The organism is Paenibacillus sp. Soil522, from assembly GCF_001428245.1.
Taxonomy (GTDB): Bacteria; Bacillota; Bacilli; order Paenibacillales; family Paenibacillaceae; genus Pristimantibacillus.
Genome location: NZ_LMRV01000031.1, coordinates 176,110 through 197,171 on the forward strand (window position 1 = coordinate 176,110; position 21,062 = coordinate 197,171).

A 21,062-nucleotide genomic window follows, 5' to 3' on the forward strand; every position below is an offset into this window, starting at 1 on the left:
GAATCATGCGCGGCGGCCTTCAGACGAATGGTCCGCATGAAACAAAATCGATGAAAAAATGGAATAAACCGCTGATTATTATAGCAGGTGCGCTTGTTGTTATCGGGATTGCGCTGTATGGCAGTATCAGCTTGTATGCGAAGTTAAATAAAGTGACTGAATTACATACTCGTTTAGATGAAGCTGCCGAGAAACCGGAAACGGTGCCGACGCAGGAGCAGGAGCAGGAGCAAGAGCAGGAGCAGGAGCAGGAGCAGGCAGAAAAGCAGAAGCAAGATGCTATCCACGAGCAATCGGAAGTACCTCAGCCTGCTTCTGCTGAAACTTTGACACCCGCGCAGCCGTCTAATCATGCGAACGAGGGTCAGAAGCCGGTAGCAGATGCTGCTTCTGCGGAAGACAAAGCGCGGAAGAAAAAAGAGATTGATGTTTCGGTTACAGCGAAATTGTGGCAGCTGAAGTCTTCTTGTCAAGCAAGAAGCAACAGCTTGGCCGGCCAAATCGCACAAGAGTTTGGAGGAGATGACGGGGCAACGGCTGCGACGGTCCAGAGCAAATATTTGGACAAGATTTTTGCTGCCGAAGCCGAATGTGATGCCAAGTTTAATCAATTGATAAGCAATGCACATAACGAGTATAAGGCGGCCGGTCTAGGCGACCAATCCTTGCCTGATTGGAGCTCGCAATATGAGAGCGCGAAGGCGGAGGCTAGAGCGGGTGCGCTTGCTGTTATTGCAAACTCACTAAACTAATTCGCTTTATTATTCGAAGGAGGCCCAATGAATAAGTCACGTGTACTTTCTATTTTTCTAGCAGTTATGATGCTGTCATCTGTACTGGCTGCCACTGTATTGGCAGCATCGACGGCGGTTAAAACAAAAACGCAGTCGCTTAGCCTGCAATTTGACGGACAGGCGCTTAAGCTGCCGGACGGTCAATATTCGTTTATTTATCAAGGACGTACATATGTCCCGATTCGTTACATTTCCTATGCGCTGCAGAAATCGGTGAACTGGGACGGCAAGAAGGCTACGGTTTCTGAGCCGACTGAGCAGGAGCTTGCCGCGATGAAGAAGCAGCTGCAACATACGTCTACAGGCAGTGATAAGCCGCAAGCAGGCGTTGAAATCACGATTCAGCCTGTAAACGCAGCGCTCGTATTCGATGGGAAGGCAGCGCCTTTGCCGGCAGGCCAGCCGCTGTTTGGTTATAAAGGCTCCATCTATGTGCCGCTTCGCTTCTTATCGGAGTCGGTAGGGACGCAGATCAGCTTTGACCCCGTGACGAAGACGGTTAACGGCCAATCTGCCGCATACCGGGCTGAGCAAGGAGCGGGCGGAGGCAATCTTATTCCGGGAACGGGCGAAGGCAGCGCCGGCGGCACAGGCGGTGCCGGCGGCGGAGCGGTTAAACTGTCGTATGAGCAAATTACAGCAGAGGCCGAATCGAAGCTTGCTGCGCTGAAAAGCAGCTGCAAATCAACGTTAATGAGTATTGGTTTGCAATATATATCGACATCGGATGCGGCTGTAAAAGCACAGCTGAAGGCTCAGGGGCTGCAAGAGGTAGACAACTGCTCTGCGAAGTTTGAGGTCATTATGTCGGATACAACAGCTAAGCTGACGGAGAACGGCTACAGCACGGCGATTATCGCCGATTATCGCAAAGCCTTTCAGGCAGAGCTTGAGGCTGGCAGAGATCTTGCGAATAGCATGGGATAGCAGCCGGTTCCTCAACAACCTCAACAACCTCAACAACCGGGCCTATACCGAGCTTTACATAATAAGAAAAGGGGCAGCAGTGAAGTCGCATTGACTTCTCTGCTGCCCCTTTTGCATACAGCCATCGGGAGACGACCCCTACTGCCGCAGCGGGAACCAATTGTTGGGGAAGTTTATAACTCATTGTAATATCTTTATCGAGAAGACTCCCTCATTAACGTGGTAAAGGGGAGATAAATCGATTTCTTTTTCGTTCATAAATAAGAACATATGTGCTATAATTTGGGTAAGGGAACGATCCCATCCCCTTTCCCTTCTTCAAAAATCAATTGATTTTAAGAAGGGGTAATTCAATAGCAAAAACCCTACCATAGTACTAAAATTTGCATTACACTATCATTACAAAGTATCCTAATTCATACAATAGTGGCATGCAGGGGGTCTATGGGCGTATTTGATTTGTTATGCCAAACCGGCCGATCTATTTCCAATCCAAGACGGTTCTGAAATAACATGGGAGTTGCATCTTGGCTTGTTTGATAACAGGTTGTGAAGGGGGGAGATCCATGGTTAGAGAAAGTGTTCTGCAAAAAATCAAGCTGGAGCAAACGATCGAGCTGCTGCGGCAGGATATGGTCGAAAAGCTGTTAATGAACGGATCTTATCAATCTGACGAAGTGTTAGGGGCCAGCCAAGCGTTGGATCGTATTCTTAATTGCTATGATTGCGTACGATATGGGAGAGAGTGCGGGAAAGAATCGAATTGCGCAGCATTTTCATTTCCGTTTATCGGATATTAATGCTATTTAAATATACGTCTCCGTGTGTATTCATAGTATTAAATTTTAAATATATTGACTATATGCAAATAGTACTTTTATACTATTTTCCGCAGGGTTATGTTTTGGCTATCTCATACACCTAAATTTTGATATTACGTTTTTTTAAAGTATGATAGAGGGAGAGAAAGCTGCTTTGCAGGAGGTGCAGGGAAATTGAACAAATCTACGAAATGGCTGCCGACTTTATTATGGGGCCTGATCTTTACGGGCTGGCTGGCGCTTTTATTTATGTTTTCGTCCCAGTCATATGAGCAGCAAACCATTCAACCGTTTTTGATCAGCCACTTCGATTATCATCTGCTCGTGAGATGGCTGCCCGACATGACGATTACGTATCGGACCAGCGTATTTAATTCGCATGAAAATCCATATAGGTTCATTGAATTTCTATTTCGCAAGGGTGCGCATTTGTTTGTGTATGCGACGTTCGCTGCCGTGCTGTTTATGTTCATGCGTTCGCTGAGCAGCGGGCGCTGGTTTCGTTCGATAGCCGTTACGCTACTGGTTACCATTGCCGTTCCGGCTCTGGACGAATGGAATCAGCTAAGCTCTCATGCGCGTACGGGAAACAAGGCGGATGTTGTGCTAGATTTTGCAGGAGGATGTGCGGGCTTGCTTGTCTGCTTATGTATTTTAGGGCTGATTAAGCTCTTTAGAAGACGAGGGCAGCAGTCTATCAAATCTTGAAGGTGGGATAGGTCAACAGATAGAGGCGTATCACGCAGCCGCTGAAGCACAAGCATATCTGCGTGGAGCTTGAATTGTTTGTGATGGATAATGTTTACAATATCTATACGAATCGGATACATGTGGTTAATATTCCTTTTGTATGATATAGCTTGGCCAAGCACGACAGGATTGGTGCGAGGTACTTGCTTGATCTCAGGGGGAAATAAAGTGAGCTTTAGACGCAAAAATACGCGCAAATCGTTTCAAGTGCTTATATCCGGATTACTAATGGTATCCTGCTTGGCCCAAGGCCATTGATATTATTGATCTGTCCCAAATAGGACAGAAGCGGACATTCCGCATTTGGACCGTATGGCGGTGTAGGAGTTTAACATAGCGGGCTCCACGCCAGACAACTGCTCGTAGCGAACGAAGGAGAACTGGCAAGCGATTATTCAGTTGATTCGGAAGGATCGGTATCGATCGTGGATGTAACAGGCCACATTTAGGCGCTCACGGATACGAATGTAACGACTGCTGGCTTCGGCGGAGTGACGATACCAGAAGGTGTACGGGAGCCATAGCGGTGACGATGAATGCTTAAGCATGTGAAATATATGAATTAGGTTTACAACCATGGAAGCTGTTGTTCAAGCGGCGAAAACTGCTGGGGCGGCAGCTTTTTTATTCGTTTATACGCCGATGATCGGCACTTAACCTGATAGATGTTTCGTCAAAGGCTGCATCCCGGAATTGTCTATATTAAAGATATAAGCACCGAACCTGCATATATGGCATTAAATGAAAAGGGACAAGTATACGTATGGGCAGCGCATGTTATGTGTCTCTCATGAGACCTGACTTTAAAAATCAACGGAAAATATATTGGCTTACAGAAACACTAGGCGCGAAAGTGCATTGGAATGCCTCGGATGGCTGTGTCATTGTTCAGTTGTGATGCTTCTATCCTTTATGTTCGTGGAAGTGGATGAAAATAGTTACGGACAAAGCAGGCTGCTATTCTTTATAATCGTCTTTATTGCTATAAAGAATAGGGTAAGTATAAGGGGAGTCGCAACTTGCAGCGCTATGAAGAATTAGATTCACTGAGAGGTTTGGCAGCACTTGCCGTTATGATTGGGCATTTCTTAATGGTGTTTACGCCAATCGTGCAAAATACATCTGGATTAGGCTTTTTAGAATATCCGCTTAACCTGCTAAAATATACGCCACTGCATGCTGTATGGGGCGGACATGAAGCTGTCATTATGTTTTTTCTGCTGAGCGGATTCGTGCTTTCCTTGCCTTTCTTCCTTTATCGCCAGCAGACGTATACGAAATATGTGATCAAGCGGATTTGCCGTATTTATATTCCGTTTCTTGTTGCTTTGTTCATTGCGATTATGATGAGGGAAGCCGTCTATGTATCGAAGCTGACGGACTTAACGAGCTACTATAACAACCTGTGGGTGATACCGCCGGACTCGGGTTCAATTATTCATCATCTGCTGTTTGTCGGGAACTATAATACGACGAGGTATGATCCGATTTTGTGGACGCTCGTCCATGAGATGCGCATCTCGTTATTATTTCCGTTTATTATGTTTGCTATTGTAAAAGGCGGCTGGAAAATCGGGCTGCCGCTTGCGCTGACTTTGTCCTATGGAGCTGAAATGTTGCTCGCCAATTTCGAGACGCGCTATATGACCAACTTTGTGGTGTCGCTTCATTATGCTTCATTTTTTATCGTAGGGGCGCTGCTTGCAAAGTATCAGAAGGAGCTGAAGGCGGCATTTACACGGTTAAATGGCTGGTGGGCAGCGCTGCTTCTTATCGCTGCGCTCTATAGCTATTCGTTCAAATGGATCGGTTACAGCGAAGATTTCCACGATATGTTCATGCCGCATCGCGGCGATTGGATGACAGCTATCGGCGCTTCGATCTTCCTTGTGGCGGCTGTATCATCCGTTCGTTTATCGCGGCAGCTGCAGCGTAAGCCGTTGTTATTTTTGGGCAAAATCTCTTACAGTCTCTACTTATATCATATGATCGTATTGTTATCGCTCGTTCATCTGTTAAATGGCGAGCTCGATACACCGCTAATCGTTATACTTGCCTTCGTCGCTTCGTTTGGAGCGGGGGCGCTGAGTTACTATTTCGTAGAGCTGCCGTCCATTCGTTTGGGTAAGTGGCTTACGAGCTGGGGCAAGAAGCCGGTCATCGTTGCTGGAAGCCGTACTGACGGCGCATCATCCTCAATATGATGAAAGGTTGAATAGTAGAAGGGGATGGTTCTCTTAGAGAGAGCCGTTCTTTTTTTTCTTTGAAAGAGGGCTTCCTTTCTGCAAAAAATTATGGGAAAATGACCATACTCCACTATATGGAAGAAGGTGCTGATTTGTCAGATTTCGTTATTAAATCAATAAAGAAGCTCCTTACAGATGAAATCTCAGATTTGGTTGAAGAAAGTGTGCGCGAGGAATTTCATTTTTTAAAGCGGCTTGTCAACGATTATAATAGCGGTCGAAATCGATTCGATAAGTCTGGTGAATCACTTTATGCGGTGTATGGCAGAAGCGGCAAAATTATAGGGGTATGCGGTTTAAATCAAGATCCGTATTCACAAGATTGTTCGGTGGGACGTCTAAGGCGCCTGTATATTTCTAAATCGTACCGCAGACTGGGCATAGCCGGAAAATTTGTTGAAGAAGTCATCCAAGAGGCAAAAAAACATTACAGCGTTCTTGTCTTAACTACTGATAATCCGGAGGCTGATTTATTTTATCAGAGGCTGGGTTTCTCAACAGAACCTGTCTATCATAATTCAACACACCATTTGGAATTAGGCAACTGAACCAAAGTGCGGATTTTATATACATACAGCATCTGCAAGTTACATAAACTCCTGTATGCTTCATGACAATCAGGTCATGGGGTGCAAAGAACAGGCAGCTTCGGCAGAACGAAGGCAATAGCTTACGGCGCCATCCTCCTCGTGTGGATGGCGCCGTTTTTTTGGAAATATAAGAATTTATAAGTTTTACATTTATAAATAAGCTTATATTTCACCGCGAAACGAGCTGTTGCCGCCTAAGGACGGCGACAGCCGTTTACGCTTGGCTTACAGCCAAGCTTATCCGTGAGAAAACCGCTGCCGGTATTTGCGTGGCGAGATGCTCTCGTATTTGGCGAAGCAGGAGGTGAAATAAGCGGCGTGATTGAATCCAACCTCTTCTCCGATGCGGGCGATGGGGAGGTCGGTTTGGAGCAGCAGCAGCTTGGCCCGCTCAATGCGGAACCGCATCAAATAATCGAATGGGGCGCATCCGAACTCCTTCTGCATGCATCTGGCAATGTAGACCGGATGAAAATTAATGCTCTCGCCAAGCTCCTGCGCAGTAATATTCTCGCGGTAATGCTCCCGCAGATAAGAGGCCGCTTGCTCTGCGCATAAGGCGGAAGGCGATGGTCCCTGCGCCTCCATCGAGGCGGACAGGTGCTCGATGACCTCCTGGAAAACAAGCTGCTGCTTCCATTTTACGCTCGGAATGTGGTCGTTCATATTAAGCTGCACAAGCTGGCGCAGGAGACTGTCCATCTTGGAGGGCTGGAGCAGCTTGGCGAACTGGGGAAGAAGCTTGATGAAGGTTTGCGTAGTATAAAAGCTTGAGGTAAGCGTTCTCTCTTTGACACGGTCAGCCAGCTCCTCAGCCTCGGACTGATCAGAGACGCTCCATGCTCCGGTCGTCTGAAAGTGAATCCAGTAATAGCCGGTCTGCTCTTGGCACGCCAGTGTGGCGTAATGATAGGCATCCGGTCTTAAAATGAGCGCATGGCCGGCGCTTACTTCGTAATGCCGCTCTTCTTCTCCAATGTATAAGCACCCCCGAGTCACCACAAGCAGGTCAAACACTTCAATATTGCGTCTGGTTGGATGTTTGCGGCCTGGCGGAGCAATGGTATAACCTCCGATTATATAGTGCGGAAGCGGAGGTATCGTCATATGAATGATTGACATGGCATGGATGACTCCTTATGATACTGAAGTTTGAATCGTTATAGTTTCGGTTGTAAAAGTGATACATCAAGCTCAGTATAGCATCTATAATTTGAAATGACGATTGGTGATCAGACAACGGATGCGGTCTTTCCAGGAGGACCGGTGCAGGGAGGTACAGGAATGGCTTTATCAGACAAAAAATTTTCGCTCTGGATGCTGGCTTGGCCTATTTTTATAGAGCTGTTTTTACAGTTTTTGCTGGGAGCGGCGGACACGCTGATGGTTAGCAGGATTTCGGATGATGCGGTTGCGGTGGTAGGCTTCTCTAACCAGCTGTTTCAGGCTTTGACTACTTTATTTATAACTGTCGCGAGTGGAGCGGGCATTCTCATTGCGCAAAAAATCGGATCGCGTAACGGAGAGGATGCGCGCACGATAGCCATTATGGCGGTAAAAGTGAGTGCCATCATTGGACTCGCGCTAAGCGTGCTGTTGTTTCTGCTGCCAACCGAGATTGCTTCGCTGCTGCAGCTTCCGGAGCAGTTGCTCCCGCTTGCCAAAACGTATATATCGATTGTAGGCGGCGGTATGGTGCTGATTGCGTTGATGGCGGCGCTCAGCACAGCGATTCGCAATACGGGCAACACGAAGGGGCCGATGTATACGGCGATCGGGATGAACATTGCGCATGTTTTTTTCAATTATGCGTTCATATTCGGTGCATTCGGTTTTCCAAAATGGGGCTTGATGGGCGTCGCGGTTTCAACTGTGCTGTGCCGGTTCCTGGCAGCAATCGTGCTGTTTATCATGTTTCTTGGCTCCTTCGAGCGTACGATTGCCTTACGCGACCTTAACGTATTTAATCGCAAGCTGTTCGGAGATATTATCCGCATCGGATGGCCGCTTGGCATAAATTTGTCCTGCTGGGTGTTTACGCAGCTGCTTATTTTTTCCTTTTTGGCAATCCTCGGCCCGAATGAGCTTGCGGCGCGGACGTATATGAACACGCTGGAATCCTTCTGCTTCATGCTAGGCTATTCAATTGCGCTGGCGGTGCAAATTCAAATCGCGCATCTGTTCGGAGCGGGGCGCGTGAAGGAAGCGTACGGCCTGGCCTTCAGGGCGATGTGGATCGGGCTTGCCGTCGTGACGGTCAATGCGTTTATGATCTACCTGTTTGGCCGGCAGCTGCTCGGATTGTTCACGGAAAACAAAGAGATCGTGGCGCTCGGCGTATCTTTGCTCGGACTGAATCTGGTGCTGCAGCCGGGCAAAATGATTAATATGGCGCTCAATAACTCACTTAATGCGGTAGGCGATACCCGCTTTACGATGTGGACGTCTGTTTTTTCCATGTGGCTGATTGCAACGGGTCTGTCCTATTGGGTAGGGATTGAGCTCGGCTGGGGCTTGATCGGCATTTATGGATGCATGATTTTGGATGAGTACATTCGCGGCGCGCTGTCGCTTATTCGCTGGAGAGGGAAGAAGTTTCTGCGCAAAGCGGAGCGGGCTGAGGCCGAGGCCGGAAAAAGCGCAGAGGGCGGCGCCGGCGGGTCGATTCACAAACAAACCGCGCTAGACGTTTCATAAAAGCGTATAATAGAAGAAAGCGAAAACAGCGGCTTAGCACGTAAAGGCTGCTGTTTTCCATATTTACAGGTAAGGGAGCGATACGTTGAAATGGCATCGATGGTTATGATGAATGAAAAAATACGGGCCTCTGAGGTGCGGCTAACGGGCTTGCAGGGTGAGGATCTTGGCATTGTCCCGCGTGATGAAGCGCTGGCGAAGGCGCGTGAGCTGAAGGCGGATTTGGTCTGCACCTCGCTTATGAGCAGTCCGCCGCCATGCAAGCTGATTGACAAAGGGCAGGCCAGGAAGCAGGCGGATCAAGAAAAGCGCAGCGCGAAGGCGAAGGAGCAGCCGGGCAAGATAAAGGAGCTTCGCTTAACCCCGCATATTGAGGAGCATGATTATGATACGAAGCTGCGGCAGGCGGCTAAGCTTCTCGGTTCCGGCAGCAGCGTCCAGCTCGTCGTTCGCATTCAAGGCAAGGAAGGCCCGAAAGCGAAGGAGCTTTTGGAGCGCATGCTGAAGGATCTGACCGGGAGCGGCAAGAAGCAGTCAGGCATTGCGGTAAGCGGGAAGCAAGCGTCAGTGCAGATATTGCCATTGTGAGGGGACAGGATGTTAGGAAGCGACTCATTTTAAAAAATGGTTGATGCCTCTGGATGGCGATCTGGCGCTGAGGCGCTTGCCTAATTCGCCCACCAAGGCTTGTATGCGCTTACTTAACGGCAGAATCAGCAGGAGCAAAGCTCATAACACCTTTAGATATTTAGGACCTTAACAATTAGAAGCCGCTTAACCGGCATGAACAGACTTACAGATTAGAATGGATTCGTTCGACGATGATTAGCGGGGTGAATCATTAATGAAGAAAACTGTTCATACGGGGCCAATTAAGCTGCCGAAGCGGCCGGATCCGAAACTGTGGGTGAGTAAAGCGCCGTTTGGATTAGGGCGCATTAAGCCGCATCATATTCGCGATACGCTCAAGGTAGCGTGGGATAACCGCGATAATTTGCCGTACGCTTACCGGATTTTGACTCAGGGGGTATGCGATGGCTGTGCGCTTGGCGTGTCCGGGTTGTATGACCAGACGCTGGACGGTCCGCATATTTGCACGACGAGGCTAAACGTTCTGCGGCTGAGCACGATGCCTGCGATTAAGGCTGCTGCGCTGCATTCGGATATTGATGAGCTGCGCAAGCTGGATAGTACACAATTACGCAAGCTGGGGCGCTTGCCGTATCCGCTTATTCGAAGCAAGGGGGAGCGCAGCTTCCGCAGGCTGTCATGGGAGGAGGCGCTCGGCCGAATTGCGGCTAAAGCGCGGGCGATTGACCCGAAGCAGCTGGCCTTTTATTTAACTGCGCGCGGTATAACGAATGAATCGTATTATGTGGCGGCAAAGGCGGCGCGGCTCATCGGGACAAACAATATCGATAATGCTTCCCGCATCTGCCACTCTCCCTCCAAGACAGCCATGAAGCGCTCGATTGGCGCTTCAGCCTCTACCTGCAATTATAAGGATTGGATCGGTACGGATGTGCTTATATTCTGGGGCAGCGTAGCAGCGAACAACCAGCCCGTATCAACCAAGTATATGTACGCGGCTAAGCGGAAGGGGACAAAAATCATCGTCATCAATCCTTACCGCGAGCCGGCGATGGAGGGCTACTGGATTCCGTCTATCCCGGAATCGGCACTTTTTGGCACGAAGCTTGCTGACGACTTCTACCAGGTCAATATCGGCGGCGACATTGCGTTTATGCACGGTGTAATGAAGGTTTGGTTCGAGATGGAAGAGGAGCAGCCTGGCTCAGCGGTCGATCATGCTTTTGTTAGCGGGCACGTGAACGGATATGAGGAGCTGAAAGCGCATGTGCTGCGGCAGAGCTGGGAGCTGTTGGAGAAATCCTCCGGGCTGAATAGGGAGCGGATCAGGGCGTTTGCCGAACTGCTTGCGGCAGCGAAGTCAGGCGTGTTCGTCTGGAGCATGGGACTGACGCAGCATCGTTTCGGTACGGACAACATTTCGCAGGTGACGAACCTTGCGCTGCTGCGGGGCTTCCTTGGTCGGGAGCATTGCGGCTTGATGCCGATCAGAGGACATAGCGGCGTGCAGGGATCAGGCGAAATGGGAGCCGATCCTTTCAGTCTGCCCGGCGGTGAATTTAAAGGGGAGGACATTCGCCGCCTGGAGCGCCTTTGGGGCTTCAAGCTGCCTGATTGGCAGGGCGACATTGTCGGCGTATCGCTGGAGAACACGCTGCTGCCAGAGTGGCATGAACGCAAGCTGAAGCTGTTCTATACGTCGGGCGGCAATTTTATGGAAACCATGCCGGATCCCGATTTTATGAAGCGCTGCTTGGAGGCCGTCGATATACGGGTGCATCAGGATATTGTGCTGAACAGCTCTACGCTGCTGGATGCGCAGGAGGAGGTCATCGTGCTGCCTGCAATGACGCGATATGAGCAGCCGGGCGGCGGGACGTCGACTTCGACGGAGCGGATGGTTTATTTTTCGCCAACGATTGAAGGGCCGAGGATAGAGGAAGCGCGGGCGGAATGGCAAATCTACGCGGAGCTCGCTGCCCGCATCAGGCCGGAGCTCAAAGCGGCTATCCTGTTCAAGGATGCAGACGAGGTCAGGCGGGAAATTGCTTTGGCAGCGCCGCATTATGAAGGCATTCAGCGGCTGAAGAAGCAAGGCGATGTATTTCAGTGGGGCGGGGCGTGGCTGTGCGAGGATGGGATTTGTCCAACAGGAGACGGCAAAGGCAATTTATTGCCGGTCGAGCTGCCCGAGCTCCGCATACCGGAGGGGCATTTTTATGCGACGACGCGGCGCGGCAAGCAGTTCAATTCCATGATTTACGGGGAGAAGGACGCGTTCAATGCTGCCGAACGTTACGACGTACTGATGAATGGGGAGGATCTAGCCGGCCTTGCAATCGTAGAAGGAGAGGCGATCGTCGTATACAACCGCAGCGGCAGCTTCCATGGCAGAGCCAAACGTGAGGATATAACGCGAGGGAACATCGAGCTGTACTGGCCGGAGGGAAACAGCCTTTTTGCCAAAGGGGTATATGAGCCGCTTGCTGGCATTCCCGAGTACAACGCGGCGGTTATCGTGGAACGGGCGGATACTTATCATGCTTTTAAGGATACGAAGTATAGGGAGAAGCGGATCGTGGAGCTGGAGATCGAGCCGCCTGCTTAAGCAGCAAAGCCGGAGTGAAACACGCCCATGCAGGACGCGGAAGGGGAGTATTCGGATGGAGCTTTCAAACACGGCAAAATGGCGCATACTCAAATATGACGGCAATGAGCCCCGGGAAATAGATGACGACATCGCAGCGGAAATTCCGCTTACCTTGAAAGTGGATGGCGATGAGTTCGCGACCCTGGTATGCTCGCCGTCTGACCTGCAGGAGCTTATCATCGGCTTCCTCGCTTCCGAAGGCGTCATACGCGCGGCCGGGCAGGTGAAGTCGTTATCCCTCCATGAGGATACGGGTTTTGCGTATATTGAGCTTGAGCATAAGCAAACGATGAGCCATGGCCAATACGCCAAGCGCTTTATTGGCTCTTGCTGCGGAAAGAGCCGGCAGTTTTATTTTCACAACGATATGTTAACGGCGAAAACGATCATGACCCGTACGAAAATATCGGCTGAGCAGTGCATACGCTTCATGCGGGAGCTGCAGGAAAGCTCTTCGGACTTCCACAGCACGGGCGGATTACATAACGCAGCCATCGGAACGCCTGCTGAGCTGCTCGCGATAAGAGCGGATATCGGGCGCCATAACGCGCTCGACAAGCTATTTGGCTACTGTCTGCTGCATCGCCTCCGCACCTCGGATAAGGTGATCGCCTTCAGCGGAAGGCTTTCCTCGGAAGTGGTGCTGAAGTCGGCGAAGATCGGCTGCGGCATTTTGCTTAGCAAGTCGGCGCCGACGGACCTGGCCCTTCGTTTGGCTGATGATCTGGGCATTACCTGCGCAGGCTTTATCCGCGGCGGGGAAATGAACGTGTATACGCATCATGATCGAATAGATTTTGCAATTGATTGACAGTTTAGTAGTGATTATTTATCATTTTTTTGAAAATGGTTATCACTACGTGGAGAAAAGGAGCTCACGATGCTTTTACGATTTTTTGCCTATTATAAGCCGTACAAAAAGCTTTTCCTGCTCGATTTCTGCTGCGCGGTACTGCTGGCGGTACTGGAGCTTTGCTTCCCGCTAGCGGTAAGCTATGTGATTGACACACTGCTGCCAAACGAGAATTGGGGCCTGATTATAACGGCTTGCGCCATCCTTTTAATCGTTTACATTATTAACACAATTTTACAATACATAGTCACTTATTGGGGCCACATGCTCGGTATAAATATTGAGACGGATATGCGCAAGAAGCTGTTCGATCATGTGCAGAAGCTGTCGTTCCGTTTCTTCGACAACACGAAAACCGGTCATCTCCTCTCCCGCCTCACGAACGATTTGTTCGAGATCGGCGAGGTTGCCCATCATGGCCCGGAGGATATGTTCATCGCTGCAATGACGCTGGTCGGGGCATTCGGCATCATGGCGTATATTAATCTGAAGCTAGCCATTCTAACGTTTGTTATTGTTCCTATCATTATTTGGCTCGTTCTGCTGTTCAACGGTAAAATGACGAAAGCAGCGAACCGGCTGTTTTCGGATATGGCCGATTTTAATGCGCGCGTTGAGGATACGGTCGGCGGCATTCGTGTCGTTCAAGCGTTCTCGAACGAAAACCACGAGAAGAAGCTGTTCAAATTGAATAATCTGCGCTTTCGTGAAGCAAAGCTTATTTCGTACAAAATTATCGGCTTGAATTCTTCCATTACCTACATGCTGATGAGACTTGTCTCTGTATTTGTGCTCGTCGCAGGCACATGGTTTGTTATTCAGGGAGAACTGAAATACGGCGAATTTATCAGCTTTGTGCTGTTAACTAACATTTTCTTCAAGCCAATTGAAAAAATTAATGCCGTTATTGAAAGCTATCCGAAGGGGATAGCCGGTTTTAAGCGTTACGTGCAGCTGCTGGAGACAGCGCCAGACGTTGCGGATAAGCCGGATGCAGCCGAGGTTGACCGTTTAATCGGAAATATCGAATACCGTGATGTTACGTTTGGTTATGAAGGCGAGGCGAAGGTGCTTCAAAATATCGATCTGAAAATTCGCGCAGGCGAGACGATTGCTTTCGTCGGACCTTCCGGTGCCGGCAAAACGACGCTTTGCAGCCTGCTGCCGCGGTTCTATGAGATTGAGGACGGCAGCATCTCGGTCGATGGCTTCGATATTCGCGATCTAAAGCTGGAATCGCTGCGGAAGCAAATCGGTATCGTGCAGCAGGACGTATTCCTGTTCGCGGGCACGATTCGGGAGAACATCATTTACGGCAAGCTTGGCGCTTCGGATAAAGATATTTGGGAGGCCGCCCGCAGAGCGAAGCTGGAGGAGTTTATTCATGCCCAGCCGCAAGGGCTTGATACGATTGTCGGCGAGCGCGGCGTGAAGCTGTCCGGGGGGCAGAAGCAGCGCCTCGCCATTGCGCGGATGTTCCTCAAAAATCCGCCGATCCTCATCCTCGACGAAGCGACGTCGGCGCTCGATACAGAAACGGAAGCGGCTATCCAGCAGTCGCTGGCTGAGCTGTCCTTTGGCCGGACAACACTCGTAATCGCGCATCGGCTGGCGACGATCAAGAACGCTGACCGCATCGTCGTCGTAACGGAGCAGGGCATTACCGAGCAAGGCCGCCACGAAGAGCTGGTATCTGCGGGCGGCATATACAGCCGCCTGCACCGCGCGCAGTTCGGCAGCAGATAAGCAAAGGGCTTTCCCGCCGGTCAAAGTCGACCAGCGGGAAAGCCTTTTTTTGGCGCAGCGCAGTCATGCAGCTCTAATGTTTCCGAATCCGGTTTGACGATACGGAATATGCGTTATAGAATGAGGAAACGATTTATTACCTACGTGCACGCAAAAGAGAGAAAGAAGGTTGAAATGGATGGGAGTATCAGTGAAACAACTGTCGCCGCTCGTGCAGTCGCTTGATTTGAAGCAGCATGTGGAAGGCGGATGGTACAAGGAAATTTGGAAGGCTGGCTTTGAAATACCTCAGGAGGTGCTTGGTGCTCCATATTCAGGACCTCGCTTTGCGGCATCATCGATATACTTCCTGCTGCATCCCGATGAGTTTTCCGATTGGCACACGGTTTATTCGGACGAGCTGTGGCTGTGGCATTCCGGCAGTCCTCTGCTGCTGACGCTCGGTGGAGAGAAGGAAGCCCCGGAGACAAGAAAAGAAATCATCGTCGGACCAGACGTGCTGGCTGGCCATCATCCGCAAGCGCTCGTTCCGGCGAATGAATGGCAAATGGCGCGTCCGCTTGGCGACGAGCCTGTGCTCGTTTCCTGCGTCGTAGCGCCAGGCTTCCATTATGACGATTTTAAACTTATTAAACGATAGTTCATTCATTAGAGTGAAGAAAGAGCCATCCGGGCAGGGAGATTCCCTTGCCGGATGGCTCTTTCTATGTCATCAGGAGGCCTCGTCGTCTGCCTGTTCATTCCCATTTAACGACTCTATAAACAGCTGCGTGAGTTTAGGATCCCATTGCGTGCCCTTGCCCTCCTCCAGAATGGAGAGCGCCCGCGCATAGGTCATGCCCTTCCGGTACGGCCTGTCCGAGGTCATCGCGTCGAATGCGTCCGCAATGGCGATCACACGCCCGGACAGCGGAATGTCGTTGCCTGCCAAGCCGTCTGGGTAGCCCATGCCGTCATACCGCTCGTGGTGCGAGCGAACGCCAGGCAGCAGGTCGGCCATGGCATCGGCAGGCTCGATCTGCTTCAAAATATTTTCGCCAAGCACGGGGTGCAGCTTGATTTGTTCGAATTCCTCATCGGTGAGCCTGCCATCCTTAAGCAGCACGGCGTCCCGAACGCCGATTTTGCCGATATCATGGAGCAGCGCCGTTTTGTGCAAAATATCGATCTCGCTCTCGGACCAACCATCCAGCAGGCCGATTTGAACGGAAAAGCGGGCTACCCGGGTCGAATGGCCGGCCGTATACGTATCGCGGGCGTCGAGTGCTGCCGCGAGGGTCATGAAGTAGCTTTGGAGCAGCTGATTGTTGCGCTGCTCCCGTTCCTTTAACCCGTTGACCATATGATTGAAGCCGGCAACGAGTTTAGAAAATTCGTCGGAATATATATCTGCCGAGCTCGGATCGAAGTTGCCGGCCTGCACGCTGATCATCCCATTTTGAATCGTTTGGATAGGATCCTCGATATTGCGCGATAGAAGCGATGCCCCAAGCAGGGAGTAGGCGATGCCGATAATAAGAATGATGCCTGCCCACTGCCAGTAGGCTAGGGTGCTTTCCCCTTGAAGACGATCAAGCCTAATTTGCGATGCCAGACCGAACAGCAATAAGGGCAGCGTCCCGATGAGGGAGGCGCTGAGGCGGAACTTCGTACGGATAGAGACGAGGACCCGGCCGCTAAGCGTAATATCCTGCTTGTATAATTCCTTATGCTTGCCGCGAATAAAAGTGACAACAGGACGAATAGCTTTCGTCGTTAAGAAAAACTCGATCATCGCATGCATGCCGGCAATCATGAAAGCAACCGCGACCGCGATTCCGAGATAAGAATAGGGTAGCTTTAGCAAGCCGAGCTTGATCAATACGAATGCCATGCTGACAGCAGGAGCCAGCAAGCCTAGAAAATGCGGGCCGAAGGTGCGTCTAACCGATAACGTCGGAAACTTATGCGTTTGAAGATAAGCGGTTTTAAGCTGTTCGGATGTCGGCTTTTCTACTCGAAAGATGGCTTGAATCGGCCGGAGATGAAGGTGGAAGACGAACAGCTCGCAGACGAACATAATGAGAAGCGAGATGACCATGATGCTGCCTAAAAGGATCCGTTCATCGGAAGGAATCGACAGCGTGGAAAATACGACGATACCGCCGACTCCGAGCACGGCAACCGTCGATCCGAAAATATAATTACGAAGGAGGTGAGAGAGGAAAGAGGCATAGACGCGGTTTCCTTCTTGTTCGCGCTCCGTATGTACATGCATAAGCTGAGACCTCTTTTCCAAAATTCTCAATAGAGTAGTGCATAGTACCTATAGTATAAATCGGCATTTTAAAAATGTATATTAGATCTTAAGCACTGGGAGGTTGGAGGGGGATAAAGAAAATTTTTTTCTTTATTTCTGCTGTAGGGGTTAACTGGAGGCAAATAGAGAAAAACATTTTCTCTCATTCATCAGGAAAGGCTCGTTAAAGGGCATTTGGTTCGATTTTGAGAAAAATAGAGAAAAAAATTTTCTCTTTTGTTGCTGTATGAGGTAGTTAGGGGGAAATAGAGAAAAAATTTTCCTTAATTTCGTCAGAAGCAGCTTGCCTGAGGCCGGTTGGCCATAGCATAGGGAAGCGATCGTAGTCTGCGCGGGGCAGCGGCGGCGATCGCGGTGATTTACTGTGTAACGAATCGGTTTTTTCCTTCACGCTTTGCTTGGTAAAGCGCTCTGTCCGCTTGGATGAACAGCTCGTCCTGCGTAAAGGAGCAATTAGGCTTCCAAGTCGCCGAGCCGATGCTGATCGTGACATATGGGCTTCCGGTCGCTTCAGCATGAGGAATTTGCAATTGCCTGACCGCTTCGAGAAGCCGAACCGCGATGGTGGCGGCACGTTCATGGCTCGTTTGCGGCAAAATAATGCCGAATTCCTCGCCGCCATAACGTGCGACGATATCAAGCGGGCGCTTCAAGGCGCTGCGCAAGGCGGAGGCGATCTGTCTAAGACATTCGTCGCCTTTTTGATGCCCGAACGTATCGTTGTAAGCCTTGAAGTTGTCGATATCGCCCAGCATCAGCGTTACTGGCATATGGTGGCGCTGCGCGTCCTCCCACTCGTTATTCCACGACTCATCGAACGTTCGCCGATTGGCGATATTGGTCAATTCGTCAACGTGAGAGAGCGCATGCAAAATTTGATATTGTTCGAGCATCTTCATCTCTATCTCTTTGCGGGGGGTTATGTCCCGGGAGACAGAAACCAAGGTTTGCGTTCGGTCGCCGTCGTAGAAGACGACGCTGGTCGTAGATTCAAACCACCGGTAGCTGCCGTCCTTGCGCCTCATCCGGTAAGTGATGGTGTTGGCGTCGGCATGTTTGTAGATGAGCTCCAGGTTATCGATCATACGCTGCTTGTCATCCGGATGATGAAAATCAAAGTGAGATTGTCCGATCAGCTCATCGTCGCGGTAGCCCAGCAGCGTATAGCAGGCAGGGGAGACATAAGTAAACAAGCCGTCCCGATTATGCTTGGATATCATATCGCTGGAGTTTTCGGCCAGCAGGCGGAAGCTTTTCTCGCTTTCCTGCAGCTTGTCCGCTATCCGCTTCCGCTCCGTAATTTGGCGGAAATGAACGGAGAGCCCGAATTCGGAAGGATATACATTGGCTTCAAACCAATGGCTCAGCTTAGGAATATACTGCTCGTACAGCCGCTGCTGATGGTTTTCCATGGCAAGCTTATATTCTTGTTGGCTGACCGTTCCAACCAGCTCGGGGAGCGCCTCCCAGATGCAAAGGCCACTCAGCTCGCTTTCGCTTCGCTTGAACAGCTTCTGTGCCGCTTCGTTCATATAAATGAACCGGTATTGATTATCCAGCGAGAAGAAGGCATCCGAGATGCTCTCAAGAATGTTGTCAATACGTCTGGAAAGCTGCTTCACATCCGACATCGCTTTCGTTTTTTCTGAAATATCCATCATCTGAGATATAAAATGACGAGGATTGCCCTGCTCATCATATACAAGCGACACGGACAGCAGCGCGGTCAAGATGCCGCCGCACTTTTTGAAATATCTTTTTTGCATTTGATACGTATCTATTTCACCGTCTAACAATTGCTTCACATAACAGTTATCCTGATCCAGGTCGTCTGGATGGGTAATTTGCGCGTAGGACATGCCGCAGAGCTCGTTCTCTACGTAGCCCAGCATCGTTTGAGCGGAGGGGTTGGCTACCATAAAACGGCCGTCTAAATCAACTAAAGCCATGCCGATGGGGGCATATTGGAAGGCGCTGCGGAATAAATCGGCTTCGCGATTCGGTTTTGAAATGAAGGTCAAACTTCGCACCTCTCCTGCTGTCTGTTCTGGATAAGATTTTTAGCCTATAGTAAAGAATAGAACAGAGCAATTCTTTTGTCTACATAACTTAATGACCATTTATAAAGCAGCGCAGCGATGCATAAATAAACAGCATCTTATCCTTTATTTTATAGTGTGGTGCAAGGAGATGGATTCTAAGCATATCTGCGGGGGAAAAGTAAAAAAGCTGCCCGTAAGTCATCGACTTAGGGGACAGCTGTTGCTGGAAATGAAATTACACGATGAATGCGCCTACCGAAGCTTTCACGAGTGCGATGAATTTTGGTCTCGCTTGCTCAGCTACACGAACGACCTGCTCATGCGTGAGCGGCTCCAGCTCATCGCCGATAGCCATATCGGTAATGCAAGTGATCCCCGCTACGCGAATGCCGGTATAGTTAGCCGCGATAACCTCGGGAGCTGTTGACATGCCGACTGCATCTGCGCCCCAGCCTGCCATCATGGTGAGCTCGGCTGGCGTACAGTAGGCAGGACCCGAAATGCTGACATAAACGCCTTGCTGCAGATTGATGTCCAATTCTTCCGCTTTGCCGGCAACGATCGAGCGCAGCTCGCGGTTGTAGGCTTGCGACATATCGGGGAAGCGGGGTCCGAGCTCGGGGATGTTTGCTCCCATTAACGGATTGCTGCCCGTGTTGTTAATATGATCGGTAATGAGCATCAGATCGCCAGCGGCGAAGGACCGGTTCATTCCGCCTGCGGCGTTCGTTACGAGCAGCGTCTCGATTCCAAGCTGCTTCATGACGTAGACAGGGAACACGACCTCTTTCATGGAATAGCCTTCGTAATAATGAAAGCGGCCTTTCATGACAAGTACGATTTTTCCTTCAAGCTGGCCGATGACAAGTTCGCCGGAATGGCCTTCTACTGTGGAGACAGGGAAGTGCGGAATTTGTTCGTAAGGAATGACGATTGATTCCGTAACCTCGTCGGCCATTACGCCAAGACCAGAACCAAGTATGAGACCGATTTGCGGCGGAGCTTGCAGCTTGCCGCGTATGTAAGCCGCAGCTTCATTTATTTTGCTTAACATGTTGTCCATGGTTGCAGTACCTCCTAATGTCAGCTCAACCTTTGCACAGCGGAATTTGCGCATCTGAGCCGGTTGTGACGGGCATAACCATCATAGCGCATCGCAAAAGCAAAAGTAAACAAATGGTATTTCAGCGTGAGATTGTTGTTTCATACAAAGCTTCGTATAATGAAAATTAGGCTGGCGCATCTCATTCATGATTTGGTTAGGATAGGGACAAGACGCTCCGGCAGCGCGTTTACTGGTACATAAGCATGCAGAGATGAAGCGGAGGAATAATGAATGAGCAACGGCACAAATTACACGCCTGCGGAAGTAGCGGCGATGATCGATCATACGATATTAAAGGCGGATGCGACGGAGGCAGAGGTTTTGCAAATTTGCCGCGAGGCTAAGCAATATAAGTTCGCGACGGTGTGCGTGAACGCAGGCTGGGTAGCAGCGGCTGCCGAAGAGCTGAAAGGCTCGGGAGTAGGCATTACGACAGTGGTTGGTTTTCCGTTAGGAGCGACAACGACGGCATCCAAGGCTGCTGAAGCTGCGTTTGCCATTGAAGACGGAGCGACAGAAGTGGACATGGTTCTGAACATCGGCTTGTTGAAATCAGGCGACCTCGAAGGCGTACAGCGTGATGTTGCAGGTGTAGCTGCGGCAGTCAAAGGACAAGCGGTGCTTAAAGTCATCCTTGAAACGGGTCTTCTTACAGACGAAGAGAAGGTTACGGCATGTGAAATTTGCAAAAAAGCAGGGGCCGACTTCGTGAAGACATCAACGGGCTTCGGCAAAGGCGGGGCGACGGTAGAGGATATCGCGCTGATGCGCCGTACGGTAGGTCCTGACTTCGGCGTGAAGGCATCGGGGGGCGTACGCGACCGCGAGACCGCGCTGCAAATGTTTGCGGCTGGCGCAACGCGCATTGGCGCAAGCTCCGGCATCGCCATCGTTACAGGCGGCGGTCAAGGGGAAGGCTACTAATACGAAGCTGGGCATATAAAAAATAGT

17 protein-coding genes are annotated in these 21,062 nt (G+C 50.3%); 13 read left to right on the forward strand and 4 right to left on the reverse strand.

The features are described 5' to 3' along the window. Window positions 1-5: 5 nt before the first annotated feature. The 6 genes from ASG81_RS33655 to ASG81_RS08400 all read left to right on the forward strand — a co-directional run bounded on the left by ASG81_RS33655 (window position 6) and on the right by ASG81_RS08400 (window position 6,086). On the forward strand, window positions 6-752 hold the full coding sequence (locus tag ASG81_RS33655; RefSeq protein WP_056631800.1) for a hypothetical protein: 747 nt from the start codon (window positions 6-8) through the stop codon (window positions 750-752). 27 nt (window positions 753-779) lie between these two features. After that, entirely contained in the window at window positions 780-1,721 is a 942-nt protein-coding gene (locus tag ASG81_RS08380) for a stalk domain-containing protein (RefSeq protein WP_056631804.1), read from the forward strand. A gap of 566 nt (window positions 1,722-2,287) precedes the next feature. Then, entirely contained in the window at window positions 2,288-2,521 is a 234-nt protein-coding gene (locus ASG81_RS08385) for an aspartyl-phosphate phosphatase Spo0E family protein (protein WP_056631808.1), read from the forward strand. A gap of 195 nt (window positions 2,522-2,716) precedes the next feature. Continuing rightward, window positions 2,717-3,250, forward strand: coding sequence for a VanZ family protein (locus ASG81_RS08390; RefSeq protein WP_056631811.1), 534 nt, complete (start codon window positions 2,717-2,719; stop codon window positions 3,248-3,250). Window positions 3,251-4,311: 1,061 nt separating this feature from the next. Continuing rightward, window positions 4,312-5,496 carry an acyltransferase family protein gene (locus tag ASG81_RS08395; protein ID WP_056631817.1) on the forward strand — a complete coding sequence of 395 codons (1,185 nt, stop codon included), beginning with the start codon at window positions 4,312-4,314 and terminating at the stop codon, window positions 5,494-5,496. A 134-nt stretch (window positions 5,497-5,630) separates the two neighbouring features. Further along, the gene (locus ASG81_RS08400) at window positions 5,631-6,086 is read left to right on the forward strand and encodes a GNAT family N-acetyltransferase (protein WP_235548776.1); all 456 of its coding nucleotides are present in this window, start codon (window positions 5,631-5,633) and stop codon (window positions 6,084-6,086) included. 279 nt (window positions 6,087-6,365) lie between these two features. Here the strand turns inward: ASG81_RS08400 and ASG81_RS08405 are convergent, their stop codons facing one another. Next, entirely contained in the window at window positions 6,366-7,250 is an 885-nt protein-coding gene (locus ASG81_RS08405) for a helix-turn-helix transcriptional regulator (RefSeq protein WP_056631820.1), read from the reverse strand. A 162-nt stretch (window positions 7,251-7,412) separates the two neighbouring features. Here ASG81_RS08405 and ASG81_RS08410 point away from each other — a divergent pair, with 162 nt between their 5' ends. The 6 genes from ASG81_RS08410 to ASG81_RS08435 all read left to right on the forward strand — a co-directional run bounded on the left by ASG81_RS08410 (window position 7,413) and on the right by ASG81_RS08435 (window position 15,305). Next, complete coding sequence (locus ASG81_RS08410; RefSeq protein ID WP_056631823.1) at window positions 7,413-8,825, forward strand: MATE family efflux transporter; 1,413 nt, start codon at window positions 7,413-7,415, stop codon at window positions 8,823-8,825. 99 nt (window positions 8,826-8,924) lie between these two features. After that, window positions 8,925-9,413, forward strand: coding sequence for a translation initiation factor IF-3 (infC, locus tag ASG81_RS08415; RefSeq protein WP_056631915.1), 489 nt, complete (start codon window positions 8,925-8,927; stop codon window positions 9,411-9,413). A 256-nt stretch (window positions 9,414-9,669) separates the two neighbouring features. Then, the gene (locus ASG81_RS08420) at window positions 9,670-12,024 is read left to right on the forward strand and encodes an FdhF/YdeP family oxidoreductase (RefSeq protein WP_056631826.1); all 2,355 of its coding nucleotides are present in this window, start codon (window positions 9,670-9,672) and stop codon (window positions 12,022-12,024) included. A gap of 55 nt (window positions 12,025-12,079) precedes the next feature. Continuing rightward, window positions 12,080-12,877: a formate dehydrogenase accessory sulfurtransferase FdhD gene (fdhD, locus tag ASG81_RS08425; protein WP_056631829.1), complete on the forward strand. Its 798-nt coding sequence runs from the start codon at window positions 12,080-12,082 to the stop codon at window positions 12,875-12,877. A gap of 69 nt (window positions 12,878-12,946) precedes the next feature. Beyond that, on the forward strand, window positions 12,947-14,665 hold the full coding sequence (locus tag ASG81_RS08430) for an ABC transporter ATP-binding protein (protein WP_056631833.1): 1,719 nt from the start codon (window positions 12,947-12,949) through the stop codon (window positions 14,663-14,665). 178 nt (window positions 14,666-14,843) lie between these two features. Continuing rightward, entirely contained in the window at window positions 14,844-15,305 is a 462-nt protein-coding gene (locus tag ASG81_RS08435; RefSeq protein ID WP_056631837.1) for a cupin domain-containing protein, read from the forward strand. Window positions 15,306-15,377: 72 nt separating this feature from the next. On the opposite strand, the gene ASG81_RS08440 is transcribed toward ASG81_RS08435, so the two are convergent. The 3 genes from ASG81_RS08440 to ASG81_RS08450 all read right to left on the reverse strand — a co-directional run bounded on the left by ASG81_RS08440 (window position 15,378) and on the right by ASG81_RS08450 (window position 20,069). Further along, complete coding sequence (locus tag ASG81_RS08440; RefSeq protein ID WP_056631840.1) at window positions 15,378-16,922, reverse strand: HD domain-containing phosphohydrolase; 1,545 nt, start codon at window positions 16,920-16,922, stop codon at window positions 15,378-15,380. 401 nt (window positions 16,923-17,323) lie between these two features. Then, the gene (locus tag ASG81_RS08445) at window positions 17,324-18,985 is read right to left on the reverse strand and encodes a PAS domain S-box protein (protein WP_056631843.1); all 1,662 of its coding nucleotides are present in this window, start codon (window positions 18,983-18,985) and stop codon (window positions 17,324-17,326) included. 256 nt (window positions 18,986-19,241) lie between these two features. Beyond that, window positions 19,242-20,069, reverse strand: coding sequence for a purine-nucleoside phosphorylase (locus tag ASG81_RS08450; protein WP_056631846.1), 828 nt, complete (start codon window positions 20,067-20,069; stop codon window positions 19,242-19,244). A 273-nt stretch (window positions 20,070-20,342) separates the two neighbouring features. Between ASG81_RS08450 and deoC the strand changes: the two genes are divergently transcribed. Beyond that, window positions 20,343-21,035, forward strand: coding sequence for a deoxyribose-phosphate aldolase (gene deoC / locus ASG81_RS08455; protein ID WP_056631848.1), 693 nt, complete (start codon window positions 20,343-20,345; stop codon window positions 21,033-21,035). Window positions 21,036-21,062: the final 27 nt, after the last annotated feature.